General features: G+C 63.3%; 19 protein-coding genes and 1 tRNA gene. 7 read left to right on the top strand and 13 right to left on the bottom strand.

What is annotated here, in order from left to right:
* The first annotated feature begins 111 nt into the window (after positions 1-111).
* Complete coding sequence (locus VDP74_RS02415) at positions 112-1,197, top strand: tartrate dehydrogenase (protein WP_322998022.1); 1,086 nt, start codon at positions 112-114, stop codon at positions 1,195-1,197.
* Positions 1,198-1,218: 21 nt separating this feature from the next.
* On the opposite strand, the gene aqpZ is transcribed toward VDP74_RS02415, so the two are convergent.
* From aqpZ to serS, 3 genes are all read right to left on the bottom strand, one after another.
* Positions 1,219-1,917 (bottom strand): aquaporin Z, encoded by a 699-nt coding sequence (aqpZ, locus tag VDP74_RS02410; RefSeq protein ID WP_322998021.1) that lies wholly within the window; start codon positions 1,915-1,917, stop codon positions 1,219-1,221.
* A gap of 209 nt (positions 1,918-2,126) precedes the next feature.
* Positions 2,127-2,217 (bottom strand) — tRNA-Ser (locus tag VDP74_RS02405).
* A 99-nt stretch (positions 2,218-2,316) separates the two neighbouring features.
* The gene (gene serS / locus VDP74_RS02400; RefSeq protein ID WP_322998020.1) at positions 2,317-3,654 is read right to left on the bottom strand and encodes a serine--tRNA ligase; all 1,338 of its coding nucleotides are present in this window, start codon (positions 3,652-3,654) and stop codon (positions 2,317-2,319) included.
* 204 nt (positions 3,655-3,858) lie between these two features.
* Here serS and VDP74_RS02395 point away from each other — a divergent pair, with 204 nt between their 5' ends.
* Complete coding sequence (locus VDP74_RS02395) at positions 3,859-4,467, top strand: HutD family protein (protein WP_322998019.1); 609 nt, start codon at positions 3,859-3,861, stop codon at positions 4,465-4,467.
* Positions 4,468-4,503: 36 nt separating this feature from the next.
* Here VDP74_RS02395 and VDP74_RS02390 read toward each other — a convergent pair whose 3' ends face one another.
* From VDP74_RS02390 to VDP74_RS02380, 3 genes are all read right to left on the bottom strand, one after another.
* Complete coding sequence (locus VDP74_RS02390; protein ID WP_322998152.1) at positions 4,504-5,796, bottom strand: replication-associated recombination protein A; 1,293 nt, start codon at positions 5,794-5,796, stop codon at positions 4,504-4,506.
* Between the two features lie 80 nt (positions 5,797-5,876).
* Positions 5,877-6,533 carry an outer membrane lipoprotein chaperone LolA gene (gene lolA / locus VDP74_RS02385; RefSeq protein WP_322998018.1) on the bottom strand — a complete coding sequence of 219 codons (657 nt, stop codon included), beginning with the start codon at positions 6,531-6,533 and terminating at the stop codon, positions 5,877-5,879.
* Entirely contained in the window at positions 6,530-8,887 is a 2,358-nt protein-coding gene (locus tag VDP74_RS02380; RefSeq protein ID WP_322998017.1) for a DNA translocase FtsK, read from the bottom strand. Before VDP74_RS02380 ends, lolA begins: the two co-directional genes overlap by 4 nt.
* 45 nt (positions 8,888-8,932) lie before the next feature.
* On the opposite strand from VDP74_RS02380, the gene trxB reads away from it, so the two are divergent.
* The 3 genes from trxB to VDP74_RS02365 are packed head-to-tail and all read left to right on the top strand — an operon-like array spanning position 8,933 to position 11,028.
* On the top strand, positions 8,933-9,892 hold the full coding sequence (trxB, locus tag VDP74_RS02375) for a thioredoxin-disulfide reductase (protein WP_322998016.1): 960 nt from the start codon (positions 8,933-8,935) through the stop codon (positions 9,890-9,892).
* Positions 9,879-10,637: a Smr/MutS family protein gene (locus tag VDP74_RS02370; RefSeq protein WP_322998015.1), complete on the top strand. Its 759-nt coding sequence runs from the start codon at positions 9,879-9,881 to the stop codon at positions 10,635-10,637. Before trxB ends, VDP74_RS02370 begins: the two co-directional genes overlap by 14 nt.
* A gap of 55 nt (positions 10,638-10,692) precedes the next feature.
* Positions 10,693-11,028 (top strand): multidrug efflux SMR transporter, encoded by a 336-nt coding sequence (locus VDP74_RS02365; RefSeq protein ID WP_322998014.1) that lies wholly within the window; start codon positions 10,693-10,695, stop codon positions 11,026-11,028.
* Between the two features lie 224 nt (positions 11,029-11,252).
* On the opposite strand, the gene VDP74_RS02360 is transcribed toward VDP74_RS02365, so the two are convergent.
* The 4 genes from VDP74_RS02360 to VDP74_RS02345 all read right to left on the bottom strand — a co-directional run bounded on the left by VDP74_RS02360 (position 11,253) and on the right by VDP74_RS02345 (position 17,349).
* Positions 11,253-13,019, bottom strand: coding sequence for a TRAP transporter fused permease subunit (locus tag VDP74_RS02360; RefSeq protein ID WP_322998013.1), 1,767 nt, complete (start codon positions 13,017-13,019; stop codon positions 11,253-11,255).
* Positions 13,020-13,032: 13 nt separating this feature from the next.
* On the bottom strand, positions 13,033-14,001 hold the full coding sequence (locus tag VDP74_RS02355; RefSeq protein WP_322998012.1) for a TAXI family TRAP transporter solute-binding subunit: 969 nt from the start codon (positions 13,999-14,001) through the stop codon (positions 13,033-13,035).
* Positions 14,002-14,096: 95 nt separating this feature from the next.
* The gene (locus tag VDP74_RS02350; RefSeq protein WP_322998011.1) at positions 14,097-16,676 is read right to left on the bottom strand and encodes an EAL domain-containing protein; all 2,580 of its coding nucleotides are present in this window, start codon (positions 16,674-16,676) and stop codon (positions 14,097-14,099) included.
* Between the two features lie 187 nt (positions 16,677-16,863).
* Complete coding sequence (locus tag VDP74_RS02345; protein ID WP_322998010.1) at positions 16,864-17,349, bottom strand: Lrp/AsnC family transcriptional regulator; 486 nt, start codon at positions 17,347-17,349, stop codon at positions 16,864-16,866.
* Positions 17,350-17,469: 120 nt separating this feature from the next.
* Between VDP74_RS02345 and metC the strand changes: the two genes are divergently transcribed.
* Positions 17,470-18,699 carry a cystathionine beta-lyase gene (metC, locus tag VDP74_RS02340; RefSeq protein WP_322998009.1) on the top strand — a complete coding sequence of 410 codons (1,230 nt, stop codon included), beginning with the start codon at positions 17,470-17,472 and terminating at the stop codon, positions 18,697-18,699.
* A 153-nt stretch (positions 18,700-18,852) separates the two neighbouring features.
* On the opposite strand, the gene icd is transcribed toward metC, so the two are convergent.
* Entirely contained in the window at positions 18,853-20,109 is a 1,257-nt protein-coding gene (gene icd / locus VDP74_RS02335) for an NADP-dependent isocitrate dehydrogenase (protein ID WP_322998008.1), read from the bottom strand.
* 183 nt (positions 20,110-20,292) lie between these two features.
* Here icd and VDP74_RS02330 point away from each other — a divergent pair, with 183 nt between their 5' ends.
* Positions 20,293-20,724, top strand: coding sequence for a DUF1841 family protein (locus tag VDP74_RS02330; RefSeq protein WP_322998007.1), 432 nt, complete (start codon positions 20,293-20,295; stop codon positions 20,722-20,724).
* 55 nt (positions 20,725-20,779) lie between these two features.
* Here VDP74_RS02330 and VDP74_RS02325 read toward each other — a convergent pair whose 3' ends face one another.
* Positions 20,780-21,133: a cytochrome c gene (locus VDP74_RS02325; RefSeq protein ID WP_322998006.1), complete on the bottom strand. Its 354-nt coding sequence runs from the start codon at positions 21,131-21,133 to the stop codon at positions 20,780-20,782.
* Between the two features lie 9 nt (positions 21,134-21,142).
* Positions 21,143-21,484 carry a c-type cytochrome gene (locus VDP74_RS02320; protein WP_322998151.1) on the bottom strand — a complete coding sequence of 114 codons (342 nt, stop codon included), beginning with the start codon at positions 21,482-21,484 and terminating at the stop codon, positions 21,143-21,145.
* Positions 21,485-21,589: the final 105 nt, after the last annotated feature.

Raw genomic sequence — 21,589 nt, 5'->3', positions numbered from 1 at the left:
TCTATCAACCCGCAGTAGGGTAACAATAGAGTTCCAAACGACAGCCGGAAAGCCCTGAACCGCGGCCCGGCGCACCGGTCGGCTCGAATGCAATCCACAAGGAACCAGAGTATGAAAACGTATCGCATCGCTACCATTCCCGGTGATGGCATCGGCCAGGAAGTCATCCCTGCAGGCCGCAAGCTGCTTGAAGCAGTGGCCCGTGCTGATGGAGGATTCACCTTTGACTTCAAGGATTTCGACTGGGGAGCCGACTACCATCGCATTCACGGGGTCATGATGCCGGAAGACGGATTGGATGCATTGCTTGACCGAGACGCCATCCTGTTCGGGTCCGCTGGCGACCCCCACATCCCAGACCACATTACTCTATGGGGACTGCGGCTCAAGATCTGCCAAGGCCTGGACCAGTACGCAAACGTGCGCCCCACCCGAATCCTGCCCGGCATCGACGCACCCCTGAAGCGCTGCGCGCCCCAGGATCTGGACTGGGTCATCGTGCGGGAAAATTCGGAAGGCGAGTACTCCGGCGTGGGAGGGCGCGTCCACCAGGGACACCCTCTGGAGGTTGCCACCGACATGTCCATCCTGACTCGGGCGGGTGTCGAGCGCATCATGCACTTCGCATTCAAGCTGGCCCAATCACGCCCTCGCAAACATCTCACCGTCGTCACCAAAAGCAATGCGCAACGGCATGCCATGGTGATGTGGGACGAAATCGCCGCGCAAACCGCCCAGGCCTACCCGGACGTCGCCTGGGACAAGGAGCTCGTAGATGCGGCCACCGCCCGCATGGTCAATCGCCCGGCATCACTGGACACCATCGTGGCGACCAATCTCCACGCCGATATCCTCAGCGACCTGGCCGCAGCCCTGGCGGGCAGCCTGGGCATCGCCCCCACGGGCAACATCGACCCGGAACGCCGCTACCCCTCGATGTTCGAACCCATCCACGGCTCAGCCTTCGACATCATGGGGAAGGGCTTGGCCAACCCGATCGGCACCTTCTGGTCCGTCGTGATGCTGCTCGAACACCTGGGCGAATCGGCGGCCGCCCAAAAAGTCATGCGAGCCATCGAAACAGCCACTGCCAACCCGGCCCTGCACACCCAGGACCTGGGAGGCAAAGCCACCACCCGTGAAGTCACGGAGGCGGTCTGCTCACAGGTGTCTGCCGCCACGGCCGCTACAAGCTGACATGCGTGCACCGCCGTTGATTCAGTCGTCGCTGGCGAGCAAGGTGCGGTATACCAGCCCCCCGATCATCCCCCCGACAATGGGTGCCAGCCAGAACAGCCAGAGTTGGTCCAAGGCCCAGCTGCCCTGAAACAGGGCCACGCCGGTCGACCGTGCAGGATTGACGGACGTGTTGGTCACCGGGATGCCGACCAAATGGATCAGCGTCAGCGACAGGCCGATTGCCACGCCGGCCAGGCTCGACTGCGCCAGCCTGTGCGTGGCACCCATGATGATGAACAGGAAAAACCCAGTCAGCACCACTTCGGCCGTCAGCGCTGCCGTCAGCGAATAGCCTCCGGGGGAATGCTCGCCATAGCCGTTCGATGCAAAGCCCGCCGATGCGTCAAAGCCGGCCTTGCCGCTGGCGATCAGATACAGCACAGCAGCTGCGGCGATAGCGCCCAGCACCTGGGCTGCAACATAAGGGATCAAATCACGCGCTGGAAAGCGCCCGCCTGCCACCAGGCCAAACGTCACTGCGGGATTGATGTGGCAGCCTGAAATGTGGCCGATCGCATAGCACATGGTCAGCAGCGTCAAGCCAAAGGCCAGCGCAACACCCATAAAACCGATACCCAGTTCAGGAAACGCTGCAGCCAGCACGGCGCTGCCGCAACCGCCGAACACCAGCCAGAACGTGCCGAACAGTTCGGCCGCACACCGCTTGGTCAAGGACATAATGTTGACTCGATTGAAGTTCAAGAGCCAAAAAGTCTACCAACGCGATATGCCGAGCACCACACAACAAAGGCAAAGCATTGTCAATTTAAATATTTTTAACGATTGACTGGCGTGTCATGCCAGGAATACCGGACAAAACCGCCTGGGGCCTGAAAAGCAAAACCCGCTGATTCAGTGAATGAAATCAACGGGTCAGATAGCGCTGCTGGCGGAGAGGGTGGGATTCGAACCCACGGTACGGGGTTACCGTACGCCTGATTTCGAGTCAGGTACATTCGACCACTCTGCCACCTCTCCGGCTTTGACTGCGGTCAAGCTGCGCATTCTAGCACAGAATCCGACCACTTCAAGGCGGACAAGGCTGACAGCCAACCCTGCCCGCCTAGGCGCCACCAGCTACGCGCGGATGACTTCCAAGCCGCCCATGTAGGGCCGCAGGACAGGCGGAACGACTACGCTGCCGTCGGCCTGCTGGTAGTTTTCCAGCACGGCGACCATGGCGCGGCCGACAGCCAGGCCAGATCCGTTCAGGGTATGCAGATATTCGGGCTTGGCCTTGGGGCCTTCGGGGCGGAACCTCCCCTGCAGGCGGCGGGCCTGGAAATCCAGACAGTTGGACACGGAAGAGATTTCCCGCCAGGTATTCTGTGCCGGTAGCCAGACTTCCAGATCGTAGGTCTTGGCCGAGCCAAAGCCCATGTCGCCGGCGCACAGCAGCACGACGCGATAGGGCAGGCCCAAGGCCTGCAGCACGTGTTCGGCATGACCGACCATTTCATCCAGGGCCTGCCAGGATTGGTCGGGATGCACGATCTGCACCATCTCGACCTTGTCGAACTGATGCTGGCGGATCAGGCCGCGCAGGTCGCGCCCGCCGCTGCCGGCTTCCGAACGGAAACACGGGGTGTGCGCCGTCAGCTTCACGGGCAGGTCCTGGGCGTCCAGGATGCGGTCGCGCACGGTGCCGGTCAGCGGGATTTCTGCCGTCGAGATCAGGTACAGGTCTTCGGCAGGGCCGTCGTCGTCGGGCGTGCTGCCCTGCCCACCTTTCGTCACCCAGAACATGTCGTCCTTGAATTTCGGCAGCTGGCCGGTGCCAAACAGGGTGGAACTGTTGACGATGTAGGGCGTATAGCATTCCTGATAGCCGTGTTCGCCGGTCTGCAGATCCAGCATGAACTGCGCCAGGGCGCGATGCAGGCGGGCGACGGGGCCGCGCAGCATCATGAAGCGCGCTCCGACCAGGGACCGGGCGGCCTCGAAATCCAGGCCGACGGGTTCGGCCAGCGCCACGTGATCGCGCGGCTCGAAGCCCAGGCCCGCCGGATTGCCATCAGCACCAGCCGCCCCGGGCAGCCAGCGGCGGACTTCGACGTTGTCGGCCTCGGAAGTTCCATCGGGCACGCTGTCATCGGGCAGATTGGGGATTGTCATCAGCCACTGCGACAATTCCTGCTGCACGGCGCCCAGGTCCTGTTCCAGGGCCTTGAGGCGATCGGGGATAGCCTGCGATTCAGCCAGCACGGCCGATGCGTCTTCCCCCCGGGACTTGAGCTGGCCGATCTGCTTGGCCAACGCGTTGCGGCGGGCTTGCAGTTCTTCCGTCTGCACCTGGACGGCCTTGCGGCGGGCTTCCAGGGCGTGATAGCGATCCGTATCGAAGGTCAGGCCGCGACGTCCCAGCGCGTGCACGACGCGGTCCAGGTCCTTGCGCAGCAGATTGGTATCTAGCATGGCGATGAGCGAATGGTGAAGACGCTCCGGAAACCCCGGAACGCCCATGACTGGGCCCGCACAGCGGGCGGGCCAAAACCGGATGCCCCGGATGGCGGCATCCGGGGCTGGGTTATTGTATTAAATTAAACCACCGCATATGCGGGATCATTTCCCGCGCCAGAATGCATCACACCGGGCCCGGCCCACAGGACGCGAGCTTCCATGCAGGATATCCTTCATTTCATCCCCGCCGCCGAACTGCGCGCCGTTCCATGGAAAAACGGCGGCGGTACGACCCGCCAGATCGCCATTTTCCCAGACGATGCGGGGCCGGACGACTTCATCTGGCGCATCAGCACAGCCGACGTGGCTTCCGATGGGCCATTTTCGCATTGGGAAGACATCGACCGCATCCTGATCCTGACCCAGGGCGGTCCCCTGCGCCTGACCCGCACCGACACCGGCCAGGAAACCCTGCTGGAGACCGGCGCCCGCCTGTATTTCGCCGGAGAAACGCCCTACGCCGCCGCGCTGACCGCCGATCCGGCCAAGGACTTCAACCTGATGCTGCGCCGCAAGCAGGCGCACGGCTGCGTGGACATGCGCAGCGGCCGCCAGAAACTGCCCCTGCGTCCGGGCGAGACGATCCTGCATTGCGTGCAAGGCCGATATCAGGCAGACCTGCCTACCCGCCTGGGCGGGCCGTATATCCTGGATACGGGCGACACCCTGCGCATCACCCTGGATTACGTGCCCTTCTTCAAGCTGGAACTGAGCCCGCTGACGCCGGACGCGCGGCTGGTGGATGCGCGCGTCAACTTGTATCCCTGACCGGCCGACAAACGCCGCCGACCAGGCCGATGGTCTTCAGTCACCGCCGGCCTCTTCGTCCCACAGCCGCAATTGCGCCAGTTTTTCGCCGATCTTGATCTCCAGCCCCCGGGGCACCGGCCGGTACCAGCCGGGCTCGCCCACGCCGTCGGGCAGGTAGGTTTCCCCCGCCGCGTAGGCATTGGGTTCGTCGTGAGCGTAGCGGTAGGCGTGGCCGTAGCCCAGTTCCTTCATCAATTTGGTGGGCGCATTGCGCAGGTGCACAGGGACTTCGCGGCTGCGGTCCTGCTTCACGAAGGCACGAGCCTGGTTGTAGGCGGTGTAGCCCGCATTGCTCTTGGCGGCGACAGCCAGGTAGATCACGGCCTGTCCCAGTGCCAGTTCGCCTTCGGGGCTGCCCAGGCGCTCGTAGGTCAAGGCAGCGTCGTTGGCGATCTGCATCGCGCGGGGGTCAGCCAGGCCGATGTCTTCCCAGGCCATGCGGACGATGCGCCGCGCCAGGTAGCGCGGGTCCGCGCCGCCATCCAGCATGCGGGTCAGCCAGTACAGGGCAGCGTCCGGGTGTGAGCCGCGCACCGATTTGTGCAGGGCGGAGATCTGGTCGTAGAAATTGTCGCCGCCCTTGTCGAAGCGGCGGGCGTTCAGGGTCAGGGCATTTTCAATGAACGCAGCGTCGATCCGTGCAACGCCGCTGGCGCCTGCCGCAGTCTGGCACTGTTCCAGCAGGTTCAGCAGGCGCCGGGCATCGCCGTCGGCATAGCCGATCAAGGTATCGATCGCCAGATCATCGAATGCCAGATCGCCCATGACCTGGGACTGCGCGCGCTGCGCCAGCTGGCGCAGTTCATCTTCGTCCAGCGATTTCAGCACATAGACCTGCGCACGCGACAGCAGGGCGGAATTGACCTCGAAGGACGGGTTTTCCGTCGTCGCGCCGATGAAGGTCACCAGGCCGCTTTCCACATAGGGCAGCAGCGCGTCCTGCTGAGACTTGTTGAAGCGGTGGATTTCATCCACGAACAGAATGGTGGACCGGCCCTGGGCCTGATGCTGTTCGGCCTGTGCCATGGCGGCACGGATATCCTTGACGCCCGAGAAAACCGCCGACAGCGCGATGAAGGCGCAATCGAAGGCCGTGGCCATCAGTCGCGCCAGCGTGGTCTTGCCGACCCCGGGCGGCCCCCAGAAAATCATGGAATGCGGCTTGCCGGACTGGAACGCCAGGCGCAGTGGCCTGCCCTCGCCCAGCAGATGCGACTGGCCGATGACTTCGTCCAGGGTGCGGGGACGCAGGGATTCCGCCAGCGGCGCATGCGCAGGATCAGCCATGCCCGTACCGGGATGACTGCCCACCCCGCCCTGGCCGGGCAGCAGCGGGGCGTCCCCCAGCAAGTCCCTCTGGGTGGCCATCAGTTCATCTTCACCAGATCGGCGCCCTGGGGCACGGTGAACTGGAACTGGGACGCGGGGATGCCGGGATTGGCCTTCAGGTCGGAGAACCGGATGCGAGAGGTCTGGCCAAAGGCATCCAGCAATTCCAGCCGCTGGGGCAGACCGTCGGCAAAGCCGATGTCCACGTGGGTGAAGCCCGCATCCGGAGTCTTGGGCACTGCGCGCAGCCATTGCAGGCCGTCGCGGTCGGGCTGCGCCTGCACATTGAAGGCGTCATCCAGGGAACCGGACCCAAACAGCAATGCTGCCGGCGAGGCCCCGATGGCCTGCCCCGCCCGGCGCTCGGTGACCTGCTCCAGATCCGGGTCGTACTGATAGACGTGCTGGCCATCGGACACGATCAGCTGGGCATAGGGTTTGACGACCTGCCAGCGAAATTTACCCGGACGCTGAAACGCAAAAGTGCCAGTCTGGACGCGCCTGGCGCCGTCTGAAGCGGCCTGTTCCTGCTGAAACTGGCCGGTGGCGGACTTGACCTTCTCGACAAAGGTCTGCAGCTGCATCTGGGCAGTGTCGACCGCCCAGGACAGCGCGGGGAGGCCTGCCAGTCCGCAGGATACGAATACGGCCAGCACACTGCGGCGGAAGATCGGAAAACAGGCAGACAGGCTCATGAATCGTCCTCGCCGGATTGGCCCGGCACCAGAATGTCGCGGTTCCCGTTGGGTTGCTGCGGGCTGACCAGCCCGGACCGTTCCATCTGCTCCAGGATCCGCGCGGAGCGGTTGTAACCGATGCGCAGATTGCGCTGCACGAAGGAAATCGAGGCCCGGCGGCTGCGCATGACGACTTCCACCGCCTGGTCATACAAGGGGTCGTTTTCCTGATCGGCAAAGCCTGTGACGGAACTGACGCCGTCGCCGGTCTCGCCTTCCAGGGCGCCTTCGAGCAGGCCTTCGACGTAATCAGGTTCGCCGGCTTCTTTGAGGGCCTCGACCACGCGGTGGACTTCGTCGTCATGGACGAAGGCGCCATGGACGCGGGTGGGCACACTGGTGCCCGGCGGCTGATACAGCATATCGCCCTGCCCCAGCAAGGCTTCCGCCCCCATCTGGTCCAGGATGGTGCGTGAATCGACCTTGGACGATACCTGAAACGCGATGCGGGTCGGGATATTGGCCTTGATCAGACCGGTGATCACGTCCACGCTGGGACGCTGGGTGGCCAGGATCAGGTGCACGCCGGCAGCCCGCGCCTTCTGGGCCAGACGGGCGATCAGTTCCTCGACCTTTTTGCCGACCACCATCATCAGGTCGGCCAGTTCGTCGATGACTACCACGATCATGGGCAGGGTGCCCAGCGGTTCCGGCGCATCAGGGGTGAGCGAGAACGGGTTGGGAATGGGCTGTTCCTGCTTCTGGGCATCGCGGATCTTGGCGTTGTAACCCGCCAGGTTGCGCACACCGAGCTTGCTCATCAGCTTGTAGCGCCTTTCCATTTCGGCCACGCACCAGTTCAGGGCATTGGCCGCATGGCGCATGTCGGTGACGACCGGCGCCAGCAGGTGAGGGATGCCTTCGTACACGGACATTTCCAGCATCTTCGGATCGATCAGGATCAGGCGCACCTGGCTGGCATCGGCCTTGTACAGCAGCGACAGGATCATGGCATTGATGCCGACAGACTTGCCCGAGCCGGTCGTGCCGGCGACCAGCAGGTGCGGCATCTTCGCCAGATCGGCGACCACCGGATTGCCGGCGATGTCCTTGCCCAGGGCCATGGTCAGCAGCGAAGCGCTGCTGTGGTAGACCTGCGAGCCCAGGATTTCCGACAGGCGCACCATCTGGCGGCGCGGATTGGGCAATTCCAGCCCCATCAGGTTCTTGCCGGGTATGGTTTCCACGACCCGGATGCGCACCAGGCTGAGCGCCCGAGCCAGGTCTTTTGCCAGATTGACGATCTGGCTGCCCTTGACCCCCGTGGCGGGCTCGATCTCGTAGCGGGTGATGACCGGACCGGATTGGGCCGACACCACCGTGACGCTGACGCCGAAGTCCGACAGCTTCTTTTCGATCAGACGCGAGGTGAATTCGATGGTTTCCGGCGAGACGGTTTCCCCAACCTGTTCGACCGGATCCAGGAGAGACAGGGCCGGCAGGCTGCCGCTCAGGCCCGGGTCTTCCTTGGCGGTAAAGAGCGCCTGCTGCTTTTCCTGCTGGACGCGGGGGGATTTCGGTACCGTGGTGACGGTGGGTTCGATGCGCACTGGCTGCTCGTGCACCAGCTGCGTCTGGCGGGTCTCGACGATTTCCTGGCGTTCGGCCTGCGCCGTCTGGCCAGCCCGGCGATCCTGCCAGGCGTTCTTCAGGTCGAGCAGGCGGCGCGCGACCAATTCAATGTAGAAGCCGACTTTTTCCGAGACATTGAGCCAGGAAAATCCAAAAAACAGGCTGGAACCCATGACGATGAACGCCAGCAACAGCAAGGTGCCCCCCGCGCTGCCGGCGGTATCCGCCAGAATGCCGGCCAGCAGGTGGCCCAACTGCCCACCGGCGCCCGCCGGCAATGCAGTCCCGAGGCTTTGCAGGCGCAGGGCCTCGATGCCCATGCAGCCCAGGAACAACAGCGTGAAGCCGATCCCGACCTCCCAGCGCACCCGAGGCAGCAATTCTGGAACTTTGGACGGCAGCACCACGCGGGTGAGGCGATAGAACCCCGCCGCGACATGGCGCAGCATCAGCAGCACCCACAACCAGGCGGAAACGCCGAACAGATACAGCATCAGGTCGGCCACATAGGCCCCGAAGGTGCCGCCCCAGTTCTGGGTGGCGCCGATGGTCAAGGAATGCGACCAACCCGGATCGGACCGATGCCAGGTGGCCAGGACCAGGATCAGCCAGCCGGCCACGGCCGCCAGCAGGATCCAGCGAGCCTCGCGAAGCAGGCCGGTCAGGCGCGTCTGCAGGGGAGAGGGGCCATTGCGCACGTTACGCGTGGAGCGGGAAGAGGTCACCGGAATTCTAGCCATCTGCCCATTATAATTGGGCGGTTGATGATGAACGGATTTTCTGTGATGTCTACTGCAAAACACGCGAAAGTGATGATTCTGGGCTCTGGCCCAGCCGGTTATACCGCTGCGGTCTATGCCGCCCGCGCCAATCTGTCCCCTGTGCTGGTCACCGGTCTGGAACAGGGCGGCCAATTGATGACCACCACCGACGTCGACAACTGGCCCGCCGACGTGGCCGGCGTCCAGGGGCCCGACCTGATGCAGCGCTTCATGGAACATGCCCAGCGCTTCAATACGGAAATGGTCTTCGACCACGTCGCCAGCGTCGACCTGTCCAAACGGCCTTTCGTGCTGAACGGCGACACGGGTGCCACCTACACCTGCGACGCCCTGATCATCGCCACTGGGGCATCCGCCCAGTACCTGGGCCTGGAATCCGAACATTCCTTCATGGGACGCGGCGTCTCGGCCTGCGCCACCTGCGACGGGTTTTTCTACAAGAACCAGGATGTACTGGTGGTGGGCGGCGGAAATACCGCAGTCGAAGAAGCCCTGTACCTGTCCAATATCTGCCGCACCGTCACGCTGGTGCACCGGCGCGATAAATTCCGCGCCGAACCCATCCTGGTCGACAAACTCATGGACAAGGTCGAGAACGGCAACATGCGCCTGAAGCTCTTCTACGAGCTGCAGGAAGTCCTGGGCGACGATTCCGGCGTCACGGGCGCCCGCCTGATCAACACGCAGACCCGCCAGACCGAAGACCTGGCCGTGACCGGCACCTTCATCGCCATCGGCCATAAGCCCAACACGGCCATCTTCGAGGGTCAGCTGGACATGGAAAACGGCTACATCACCACCCGCAGCGGCCTGCAGGGGTTGGCCACGATGACCTCGGTACCCGGCGTGTTCGCCGCCGGCGACGTGCAGGACCACGTCTACCGCCAGGCCATCACCAGCGCAGGCACCGGCTGCATGGCTGCCCTGGATGCACAACGCTGGCTGGAGAATGAAGGACTCTAAGCCCACGCTGGCAGATTTGCGCCGACTGCGTTCCGCCGCCGAACAGGCGGCGGAACAGCCGGCAACCATGCCGCGCCCCAAGGCCCGCAGCACGCGCCGGCCAGGCCGCCTCCGCACGCCGAAATCGTCCAGCGCCCCCGCATCTGCGGAACCCGCATCGTCAAACGACGATGCGCCGCCCGTGCTCGACCTGGCAGACCAGGCGCTGTTTCGCCAGGCCATGCGCTTCGTGCAACCGCTGCCCGATCGCGGGCCGCGGGCTCGGGCATCCTTGCGCCGCATTCCGGACACGCTGCTGCGCGCCCGTCGCGAACATGCCCAGGGTGAACCCAACGTGCCCAAGCGGCTCAAACCTGCCCGCCAGAGGAGCCCGGCAGACACCGGGATCCTGGACCCCGACGCCGGGGAATTCCTGCAAGCCGGCTGCGGGCCGGATTTGCTGCGCGGTCTGCGGCGCGGCAAATGGATCGCCCAGGCCACGCTGGACCTGCACGGCAGCACGCTGGACGAGGCCCGTGAACGTCTCGACCGATTCCTGGCATCCTGCCTGGAACACGACGTCCGCTGCGTGCGCATCATCCACGGCAAAGGCATCGGCTCGCGCCAGGGCGAACCCGTGCTGAAATCCGCCATCCGCCAGCATCTCAGCCGCCTGGAAGCCGTTCAGGCCTGGGTCCAGGGCAGCGAACGCGACGGCGGCGCCGGTGCCGTGACCGCGCTGCTGCGCCTGCCCTCACAGGCCTGACAGCCCCCCTTCCGCCAGCACGCCTGGCACGACCTCACACCATTGGAAAGCCTTCATGAACCCCAGCTGGACCTATCTGCTCATCGCCATCGCGGCCGAAGTGGCCGCCACATCCGCCCTGAAGGCATCTGACAGCTTTACCCGGGTGGTTCCATCCACCATCACCGTGATCGGCTACGGCTTGGCCTTCTATCTGCTGGCATTGGCGCTCAAAACCATCCCGGTGGGCATCGCCTACGCGGTGTGGTCCGGAGCGGGGATCGTCGCCATTGCCATCATCGGCTATTTCGTCTTTGGACAGGCGCTGGACCTGGCCGCCATGATCGGCATTGGCCTGATCCTGGCGGGCGTGCTGGTCTTGAATGTGTTTTCAAGCGCCGGCGGGCACTGAGGCTGCCTGCGGCCACCAGCACAAAATGAACAGGGCCGGTGATCAAATCACCGGCCCTGTCAGGTTTTCTTTTTTATGGGTACCGCCTACAAATGAAAGCGCTATCTGCGCAGCGCCAGTGCCCAAGCAGGGCTGTCTCCTCACCTGCATGTGCAGCATTATGAAGGTTGAATCAGCGGATGACACCTAGGGAAGTCCCTAGGGATGCTCTCCGCAGCCGGGCTCTAGCGCAACAGCGCCGGGCCGAAACAGATTGCGGCCCCGGCCAGGCCGGCCAGCAACCGCAGCCATGCGCGATGCCCTGAAATGAAGGCAAAGGACAATCCCCACAGACCCACGCCGATCTGCACGAAGGCGAGCACGGCCGACCAGGGATGTTCGATCAGCTGCACCAACTGCGGATTGGCGATCATGGCCAGCGGGATGATATAGAGCCCCACACCCAGCCGCATGGCCGATGCGGCCACCTTCAGCCAATTCTCGCCCACGATGCCTGCGGCGATGAACACGGTGCCGCACACAGGCGGCGTGATCGTCGACAGCAAGGCGAACCAGAATACGAACAGATGCGCCAGCAGCAGATCGATGCCCAGGCGATTCAGGGCGGGGCCGGCGATGGCCACGCAGATGACATACGCCGCCGTAGTCGGTACTTCCATACCCAGCAGCAGGCAGGCGACGGCCGTCAGCACCAGCGCCGGCCACAGGCTTTCCTGCGCCAGGGCCAGGATGACCGACGTGACCTTGATGCCCAACCCCGTCATCCCCAGGACGCCGACTACGATGGATGCGCAGATGATGATCGCCGCGATCATGGAAACCTGCCGGCCCGCGATGATGGCGGCCTCGGAGATCCTGCGCACGAACGTCGACAGCGATACCTTGAAGTGGATGTCCAGGAACAGCAGCAGCACGCCCACCAGAATCGCCATGCAGGCAGCGTACTGCGGCGTCACCTGGGCAATGAACATCTGCTGCAGCAAGACTCCGAAAGGCACCAGGAAAAACAGCAACGTAATGACCACGTCGCGCCGGCTGGGCTGTTCGTCCTGATCCAAGGCCCGCAGCCCGTAGCGGCGCGCGAACAGGTCGATGCCGATCCACACGGCCAGGAAATACAGCAGCGCCGGCAGCAAAGCCGCCGCCATGATCCGGGTGTACGGGGTCCCGGTCAGTTCGACCATCACGAAAGCGCCCGCCCCCATCAGAGGCGGCATGATCTGCCCGCCGGAAGATGCCACCGCCTCTACGGCTCCTGCCAGGGATTTCGGATACCCCATGCGGACCATGGTTGGCATGGTCACGGCGCCGATGGAAGCGGCGTTGGCCGAAGCCGACCCCGAAATCGACCCGAACAGCGCGGATGCCAACACCGCGACCTTGCCGGCGCCGCCCCGCAGGCGACCCGCTGCCGCAATGGCAATGTTCAGAAACCCCTGCCCCGCCTCGCCGACGTTCAGGACGGCGCCCATGATGACGAAAATCGCCACGACGCTGACCGACACCCCGGTCAGCGACCCCCAGACTCCGCCCTCGGTGATCGTCAGCGTGCCCAGCGTGCTGCCCAGAGGAACGGCCGGGTGGCCGAACTGCCCTGGCACATACTGCCCGAAAAATCCGTACAGCAGACAGGCCAAGGCCACCAGCGGCAACGGCCAGCCGATGGCCCGGCGAGCCATTTCCAGGGTCACACCCAGCAACACCAGGCCCACGGCAATCTGCAGATTGCTATCCAGAAAGCCATATTGATCTCCCAGGGCCTCGGCATTCAGGGCGGTATACAGGCAGGCGGCCAGCCCCAGCACCATCACCACCCACCCCGATAGCGCCTGCCGTCGGGATCGTGCCGAATAGATGAACAGCCAAGGCAACGCCAGGGCCATATGGATGGGCCTGGCCACCAAGGCCGGCACCAGACCACTGAAAACCAGACCCAGGTGAAAGACGATCGACACCAGCCCCAGGATCACCCAAACAGGAGATCGCCGCACGGGCTCCACCATCTCAGCGCATGCCTTCAGGGATCTGGACGCCCGCTTCCTGGTAATAGCGCACGGCGCCCGGGTGCAGCTTGACCTTGGTCATCATCAGCATCTCGGGCGTCACTGCTTTCCACCACGGGGCCTGGTCGCTCAGCACCGCCTTTTGCTCCCAGAAGGTCTTGGTCAACAGGTAGGCAGTCTGGTCACTCATTGCGGACGTGGTAAACGCCTCGACGGGCAGGAATGTGGTGGCGACATCCTTATCCACTCCGGCATAGGTGCCTGCCGGAATGATCTGCTTCAGGCGCCCCGTCTGCGCGATCTGCTCGTCGGTCAGCGACACCAGGGATACCGGCATGCTGGCAGCGGCCTCGACCAGATTGGGCGCAGGGAACGACCCCGCCGTCACAAAGCCGTCGATCTGGCCGTTCTTGAGCGCATCGGCGGCATTGCCCAGTTCAGCCGAAGCGATCTTGACCTTGCCTTCCAGGCCGAAGAGTTTGATGTATTTCTCACCCTCCGTAGCCCCGAAGCTGCCCTTGCCCAGCAGAATGGTCTTGCCCGCCATGTCGGAAAATTGATCGACCTGCTGGTCACCCCGGATCACGAAGTGCATGGTCAGGGAAGGAATCGGAAACAGCGCCCGGATCGTGGCGAAGGGTTCCTTGGGGCGATTCTTGAACGGTCCCGTGCCAGCCACGGCGCTTTCAACCAGGCCCGGAGGCGACGTGAAGACGTAATTGCCGGACCGGACTGCGGCCTCCATGACGTTCTGGACCGACCCCTGGCTTTCTTCCACCGTCAGGATGGTACCGCCCCCTGACCCTGTCTTGATGGCATTCGCAAGTTCCACGCCCATCTGGTAGTAGGACGTGCCAGCCTTGGCCGATTTGTATGCAATGCGCTCTTCCGCGTGCCCCGCAGCCGCCAAGCCAAGCGAGCACAAAACCGTGATGCCCAGTGCCGCGGCGGTCTTTCGAAATGCCTGCATCCTGTTCTCCTCAAATCATCCCTGATGGGCATTGAGGGTATACACAACACTTTGCCAGCGTCAATTTTTATCTGCTTCAGCCGCCAGGGATCACCCTAATTTCCCAACAGCCAGTGATCGGCGGGGGCAGGTCGTCCGAACAGGAATCCCTGGGCGTGTGCGCAGCCCATGGCCTGCAAGGCATCCCTCTGGAGGGCAGTTTCCACGCCTTCGGCCACGACGTTCAAGTCCAGCGATCTGGCCAGGCTGAGGACGGCCGACACGATGGCGGAGCTGCGCTGCTGCTGCCCCAGGCCCAGGGGTTCGATGAAGGAACGATCGATCTTCAGGGTCCTGAGCGGAAACCGGTGCACGTGACTGAGCGACGAATACCCCGTGCCAAAGTCGTCCAGGGCGATCTGGACGCCGGCCTCGTCCAGGCTCGCCAGCACCTTGCCGACGGCATCCGGATTCGACAGCAGTGTGCCTTCGGTGACTTCCACGCAGAGCTGCCGGGCCGCAATGCCCGCGCGATCCAGCAGGTCCAACAGCCGTCGAGGAAAGTTCCTGCTGTGAAAATGGCGCGGCGAGATATTGATGTTCAGTACCTTGTCATCGCCCAGAAACCCCCTCGCCGCCTGGAAAGCCGGGCCATACAGATGCCAGTCGATGGCTTCGATCAGGCCGGTTTCCTCGGCCGCCCGCAAAAATGTGCCTGGCCCCAGCACACCTCGTTCAGGGTGGCGCCAGCGGATCAGGGACTCATAGCCGACAACGCCGGCATCCGGCAAGCGCACGATCGGTTGAAAGTACGGCACGAATTGGCCGGTTTCCAGCGCCGCGCGCATCTGCTGCTCCAGGTCCAGCAAATTCATGGCGGACGCATGCAGCTTTTCATCGAACAGGACAAAGCGCTGGCGACCGGCTTCCTTCGCCCGATACAGGGCCGTGTCGGCATCGTGCAGCAACTGGTCCACCGTGCGGTAGCCGGCGTGGCTCATGGCGATGCCGATGCTGACTGACACGTGCAGTGCTCGGTCGCCGACACGAACCGACTGGGTCATCCCCGCCTGGATGCGCTGGGCCACCAGGCAGGCCGTGGACGGCTGGGGACAGTGTTCCAGCAGGATGGCGAACTCGTCCCCCGACAAACGCCCGACGACATCGGGCGCACGCACGCAGTCGGCAATGCGCCGAGCGACTTCGCGCAGGACGTCGTCTCCGACCAGATGCCCCAGGCCATCGTTGAACAGCTTGAACCGGTCGACGTCCAGATACAGCAAGGCAAAACGGCGCCCCGGATCGCGCTGCTGGTTGCCCAGCGCGCGCTCCAGACGGTCACGCAGATACACGCGATTGGGCAGGCCGGTCAGTGGATCGTGCATCACCTGGTGGCGCAATTGCCGCTGCGTCTGTTCCCGGGCCGTGATCTGCTCGCGCAATTCCCGCGTGCGTTCCGTCACCCGTTGTTCCAGCTGGGCGTTCAGGGTCTGCAAAGCGGCGTCCTGCTGGCGCCGCTGCAAGGTGCTGGCGATCTGATAGGACACGAAGGTCAACAGGTCGGCATCCTGTTCGGTATAGCTCAACCCCCGTCGATAGCTTTGCAGCACGACCACGCCCATCACGCCTTTCGAACCCAGCAAGGGCGCCCCCATCCAGCACACGGCCTCGGGACCGTAGGTAGCCGCATCGACCTCGCCACCTTCCATCAGGGCGCGAATCCCGATCCCGTCCATCAGGACCGTCTGCCCCTGGCGGATCGCGTATTCGCTCATGCCCCGCCCCCAGGGCCGTGCAATCAGCCGCGCACCGGCACCATCCACATAATAGGGAAAATCCAGCCGCTGCTCGTCGTCGGACACCAGGGCGATGTAGAAATTTTCCGCATTCAGCAGCTCGCCGACTGCCAGATGGATGTTCCGATAAAAAGCCTCGTTGCCGTCCTGGCTGTGCCCCAGCGCCGCAATGCGATAGAGCGTCGCCTGCAGGTGCGCCGCCCTTTCGCCCTCGCGGACCTGTTCCTGCAGCCGGGCATTGGCGCAGGCCAGCTCGCTGGTGCGGTCGGCCACCCGACGTTCCAGGGCCTCTTGCCCCAGTTTGCGGTCGACGGCATTGAGCACGTGTTCAGCGACGAAGGCCAGCACGTTCTGATCGGACTGCGTGTATCCCTGGCCGGACTCATAGCTCTGCACCGTCAGCAGGCCCATCACCTGCCCATCGCGGCGCATCGGCACGCCCATGAAATCCACCGACGGCGTGCCCACTGCACTGCTTCGGTCCAGCCCCAGGCTGGAAGCGACCTCGTCTGATGCGCCCCGCCTGGGCTGGCCGTTGCGAATCAGGGCCAGCGTGATGGTGTTGCGCAATTGTTCAGCGGTGAATTCCTGGTCGGGCCCGTACAGCTGGCCATCCATGACGTCGGCAAAATAGATGAACCGCACAGTCTCGGTTTGTGGATCATAGAGCGCGATGTAAAAATTTTCGGCGTACATCAGCTGCGCGATGATGCCGTGCAGGCCCTTCAGCAGATTTTGCATATCCAGTCCCGACGCAGCCATGTCGACAATGGCGAACAGCGCCCGCTGAAGGCGTTCGGACTGCTCAAGACGTTGGACGGATGCCTCCAGGCGTTGAATGGCGTGAGCCTCGGTCAGCGCCGCCTGTTCGACGCCACCCGTCTGATGCAAACTGTTCATGGGCTTTCCGGCCATGCGGCAGCCACTTGAAACCACATGCGGGCTCCCCCTGGATCACTTTCCCCGGATTCTACAAGGCGGGCCTGAAAATGCGAAGCGCTTCTGTGCAATCCAGTGGATTTCCACCCACCATGAGACACACACGGACCTGTCCGCCCTCGCCGACGTCAATCCGCTGGCCCGATTCCTAGGCCCTGGCTGCTCCCGCAGGCCAACGGACCTGTTCCAGCGGCAGCACCGTCGTATGCCGGACGACTTCCATGACGAACCCGGAGCTGACATCCACCAGTTCGGCGACCTTGATGAGCCGCTTGTACACCCGGTCGTACCCGGCGATGTCCGACACCACGACCTTCAGCAGATAGTCGATCTCACCGGCCATCCTGTAGACCTCCAGGATTTCGGGAATGCCCATGACGCCATCCAGGAACCGGGTTGTCCAGGCATCGTCGTGGCGGGCGGCCTTTACGGTGACGAAGGCCGTCAACCCCAGCCCCAGGCTGACCGGATCGCACAGGACCACCTGCGACTGGATGACCCCGTCTTCTTTCAAACGCTGGATGCGCCGCCAGCATGGTGTCGTGGACAAGCCGACCTGGGCGGCGAGCTCCGCCAGACTCACAGACGCATCCTTTTGCAGGATTTCCAGGATTCTATAATCGAATTTATCCATACAAACCCTTTGTTTTAGAAATTTTTTCTAATTTAACCTAGAGTCAATAGAAAGAATAGAAACTTTTTTCCTGGTGGAAAACCTAGACTGTCTCCCATCATCCACCCAGGAAATGCAAACATGAACGCCCCACTGACATCCGACATGGTTCACTCGCTCGCAGGAACCCCACTGCACGCGGCACCGGCGGTGGAAACCTTTCTGTCGCACGGCACACGTTCACCCAAAGAGTACGGCGGCACGGTCAACCCTCCCGTCTGTCGGGCTTCGACCATCGTGTTCGAAAACATGAAGGACATGGACGAACGCCAGCAGGCCATCGACCACGACGAGGCCGGCGTGATGTGGTACGGCCGCAAGGGCACGCCGACGACCTTCGCGCTACAGGAATCGATTGCCTACCTGGAAGGCGGGTATCGCACGCTGCTGGCATCCTCGGGACTGGGTGCCTGCATCGCCGCGCTGTCGGCTTTCGTGAAAACCGGCGATCACATCCTGATGAGCGACAGCGTCTACGGCCCCACCCGCCACTACGCAACGACCATCCTGGCCCGCTACGGCATCACCACGACCTTCTATGACCCCGCCATCGGCGCGGGCATCGACAGCCTGATCCGGCCCGACACGCGCATCGTCTACGTCGAATCCCCTGGTTCGCAGACCTTCGAGGTACAGGACATCCCGGCCATCGCCCAATGCGCCCACCGGCACGGTGCCCGCGTAGTGATGGACAACACCTGGGCCTCACCGCTGTACTTCAAGCCTTTCGAGCACGGCGTAGACGTCTCGGTACAGGCCTGCACGAAATACATCACGGGTCATTCGGATGCCTTGCTGGGCTCGATCACCAGCACCCAGGACGCATGGCCGGAAGTGCGCGACTACGTCTACGCACAGGGCCTCAATGCAGGACCCGACGACGTCTACCTGGCCCAGCGCGGGCTGCGCACGCTCTCTGTGCGCCTGGAACGCCATCACCGCAATGCACTGGAAGTCGCCCAATGGCTGGCTGCCCAGGCGAGCGTGGAACAGGTGCTCTACCCCGCCCTGCCGGGCGCTCCCGGCCACGAATTCTGGAAGCGCGACTTCACCGGCGCATCCGGCCTGATGGGGCTGGTGCTCAAGCCCTGCGCGGCGCAATCCCTGCGGAACTTCGTCGACAGCCTGGAACTCTTTCACCTGGGATTTTCCTGGGGCGGCTTCGAAAGCATGATCATGCCGCAGGACCCCATGCCGGCTCGCACCGCATCCCAATGGCCATACGCAGGGCCTCTGGTGCGCCTGCACATCGGCCTGGAATCGCCCGACGATCTGATCGCCGACCTGAAGGCGGGGTTCGCCCACCTGTAGCACGGATGCGCGGGTTGCAGCGTGACTCCAGCCCCCATCTGCCGGCCAACCCGACGGCCCACCAGGGCCACAAACAATAAAGCCCCGCTCCTGAAAGGGGCGGGGCCAAGACCGGGGAACCCCGCCGTCAACAGCGGGGATCATCCTGGATCATTACATGTTGTCGATCATCACCTGACCGAATCCGGAGCACGACACTTGCGTGGCGCCTTCCAGCAGGCGGGCGAAGTCATAGGTGACCTTCTTCGACAGGATGGATTTTTCCATGCTGCTGATGATCAGGTCGGCCGCTTCGGTCCAGCCCATGTGGCGCAGCATCATTTCAGCGGACAGGATCTCGGAACCGGGGTTCACGTAGTCCTTGCCGGCGTACTTCGGCGCCGTGCCATGGGTGGCTTCGAACATGGCGACGGAGTCGGACAGGTTCGCGCCCGGGGCGATGCCGATGCCGCCGACCTGGGCTGCCAGGGCGTCGGACACGTAGTCGCCGTTCAGGTTCAGCGTGGCGATCACGTCGTATTCGTTCGGGCGCAGCAGGATCTGTTGCAGGAAGGCGTCGGCAATGGAGTCCTTGACCGTGATGTCGCGACCGGTCTTGGGATTCTTGAATTTGCACCACGGGCCGCCGTCGATCAGCTGGGCGCCGAATTCCTTCTGGGCCAGGGCGTAGCCCCAGTCGCGGAAGCCGCCTTCGGTGAACTTCATGATGTTGCCCTTGTGCACCAGGGTCACGGTGGGGCGGTCATTGTCGATGGCGTACTGGATGGCCTTGCGCACCAGGCGTTCGGTGCCTTCGCGCGATACGGGCTTCACGCCGATGCCGGACGTGGCCGGGAAGCGGATCTTGTTCACGCCCAGGGTGTTCTGCAGGAACTCGATCAGCTGGCGGGCCTTGTCGGATTCGGCTTCGAATTCGATGCCAGCGTAGATGTCTTCGGAATTTTCACGGAAGATGACCATGTCGGTCTTTTCCGGTTCGCGCACGGGTGAAGGCACGCCCTTGAAGTAGCGCACCGGGCGCAGGCAGACGTACAAGTCCAGCTGCTGGCGCAGGGCCACGTTCAGGGAACGGATGCCGCCGCCGACGGGGGTGGTCAGCGGGCCCTTGATGGACACCACGTAGTCGCGGACCGCTTCCAGGGTTTCTTCGGGCAGCCAAACGTCGGGGCCGTAGATCTTGGTGGACTTTTCACCGGCAAAGACTTCCATCCAGTGGATCTTGCGCTTGCCGGCATAGGCCTTGGCCACGGCCGCATCCACGACTTTCAGCATCACCGGCGTGATGTCCTGGCCTGTGCCGTCACCCTCGATATAGGGGATGATGGGTTCGTCGGGGATGTTGAGGGAAAAGTCGGCGTTGACCGTGATTTTCTGACCACCGGCCGGGACCTTGATGTGCTGATAAGACATGAGTGCTCCAGTGTTGCTGGGGTTGTTGTTCAAAAGAGGGTGCTGTGCGTGGCGCCGCAGTCTTATATAAGAGTTTAACGTAAACTGCCCTGCAGGGCGTCGGGAATCTGCTGCCGTTTGAATCCGCTGCGCAGCAGCCCGGTAAAATGAAGATTACGCTTCATCATGCCCTGTGCACATTCTATGTTCAACCCATCCAAAGAACAGGTCCGGGAATTTTTCACCGAGGCCTGGCGCAAACGCCTCGCCGGCGGTGTCCTGACGCCGCTGGAAACCATGGCAGCCGACCTGGTCGAGCGCCACCCCGAATACCATGACGATCTGCAGGATCCGGACGCATCCCAGCGCGACTACCCCGTCGAGGCCGGCCGCACGAACCCGTTCCTGCATCTGTCGATGCACCTGGCGATCCAGGAACAGCTGTCGATCGATCACCCGCCCGGCATCAGGGCCGCCTGGAACGGCCTGTTGCAGACGCACGACGAACACGAGGCTGCCCACGTCATCATGGAAGCACTGGGTGAAGTCGTCTGGGAGGCCCAGCGACTGGGCAAGCCGCTGGACAATGACCACTACCTGGATCTGATCCGGCGCCACGCCAGCCGCACGGCCTGATGTTCCGCCACCGGCGCCCGGGCCGCAGGCGACACCCGCAGCCCGGCACCGACCGCTATCGCACGTGCAGGGGCGTCGGCAGCGAGGACAGCCAGGAAGAGATATTGACGATGTCGGCAGGCGACAGCTGCGAGGCCATGGCCCCCATCACGGCGTTCTTGCGCACGTTGGCCGAGGCGGGTTCGCCTTTTTGGCCGCGCTGGTAGGCGACCAGGGCATGCGCCAGGTAATCCTGGTGCTGGCCCGCCAGGATCGGGTAATCCGGCATGATGGGTGATTTGGCGTCCGCCCCATGGCAGGACGCGCAGGTGAATTTTTCAAAGGCAGCCTTGCCGGCCGTCAGGTCGGCGGCCTGAGCGCCCGCCGTCATCAGACCGCACCCCACCAGGGCAATCCAGAATGCTCGCATGGTATTCCCCTATTTGAGATTGTGGTAGTAGGCTGCGACGTCGGCCATGTCCTGTTCGGACAGGGACTTGGCGATGGCATCCATGGTCGGGAAGGAACGGGCGCCGTTGGCGTATTCCTTCAGCGCCGCGACGATGTACGCCGCGTTCTGACCAGCAATCATGGGGACATGGTACAACTCGGGGTAAGCCGCCTTGTATTCCTGGATTCCGTGGCAACCGATGCACATGGAAACCTTTTGGGAACCTGCTTGTGCGTCGCCCTGAATCGCCGCAGCATCCGCCGCCAGAGCAGACCCCGCAAACAAACAGGACACCAGCAGGCTGGCAATCCCCAACCCATGCCTTGTCATTCCTTGTGACTTCATATGGCCTCTTGTCTCGTGTTTCGAATTTTAGTGTCGGCATCGGCCACCCTTGCCGGGCCGATGAGGCATACTGATTGTACGATAGTTGCC

The organism is Castellaniella sp. (genome assembly GCF_034674885.1).
Lineage (GTDB): Bacteria > Pseudomonadota > Gammaproteobacteria > Burkholderiales > Burkholderiaceae_B > Castellaniella.
This window is presented reverse-complemented; position numbering and strand designations above follow the sequence as displayed.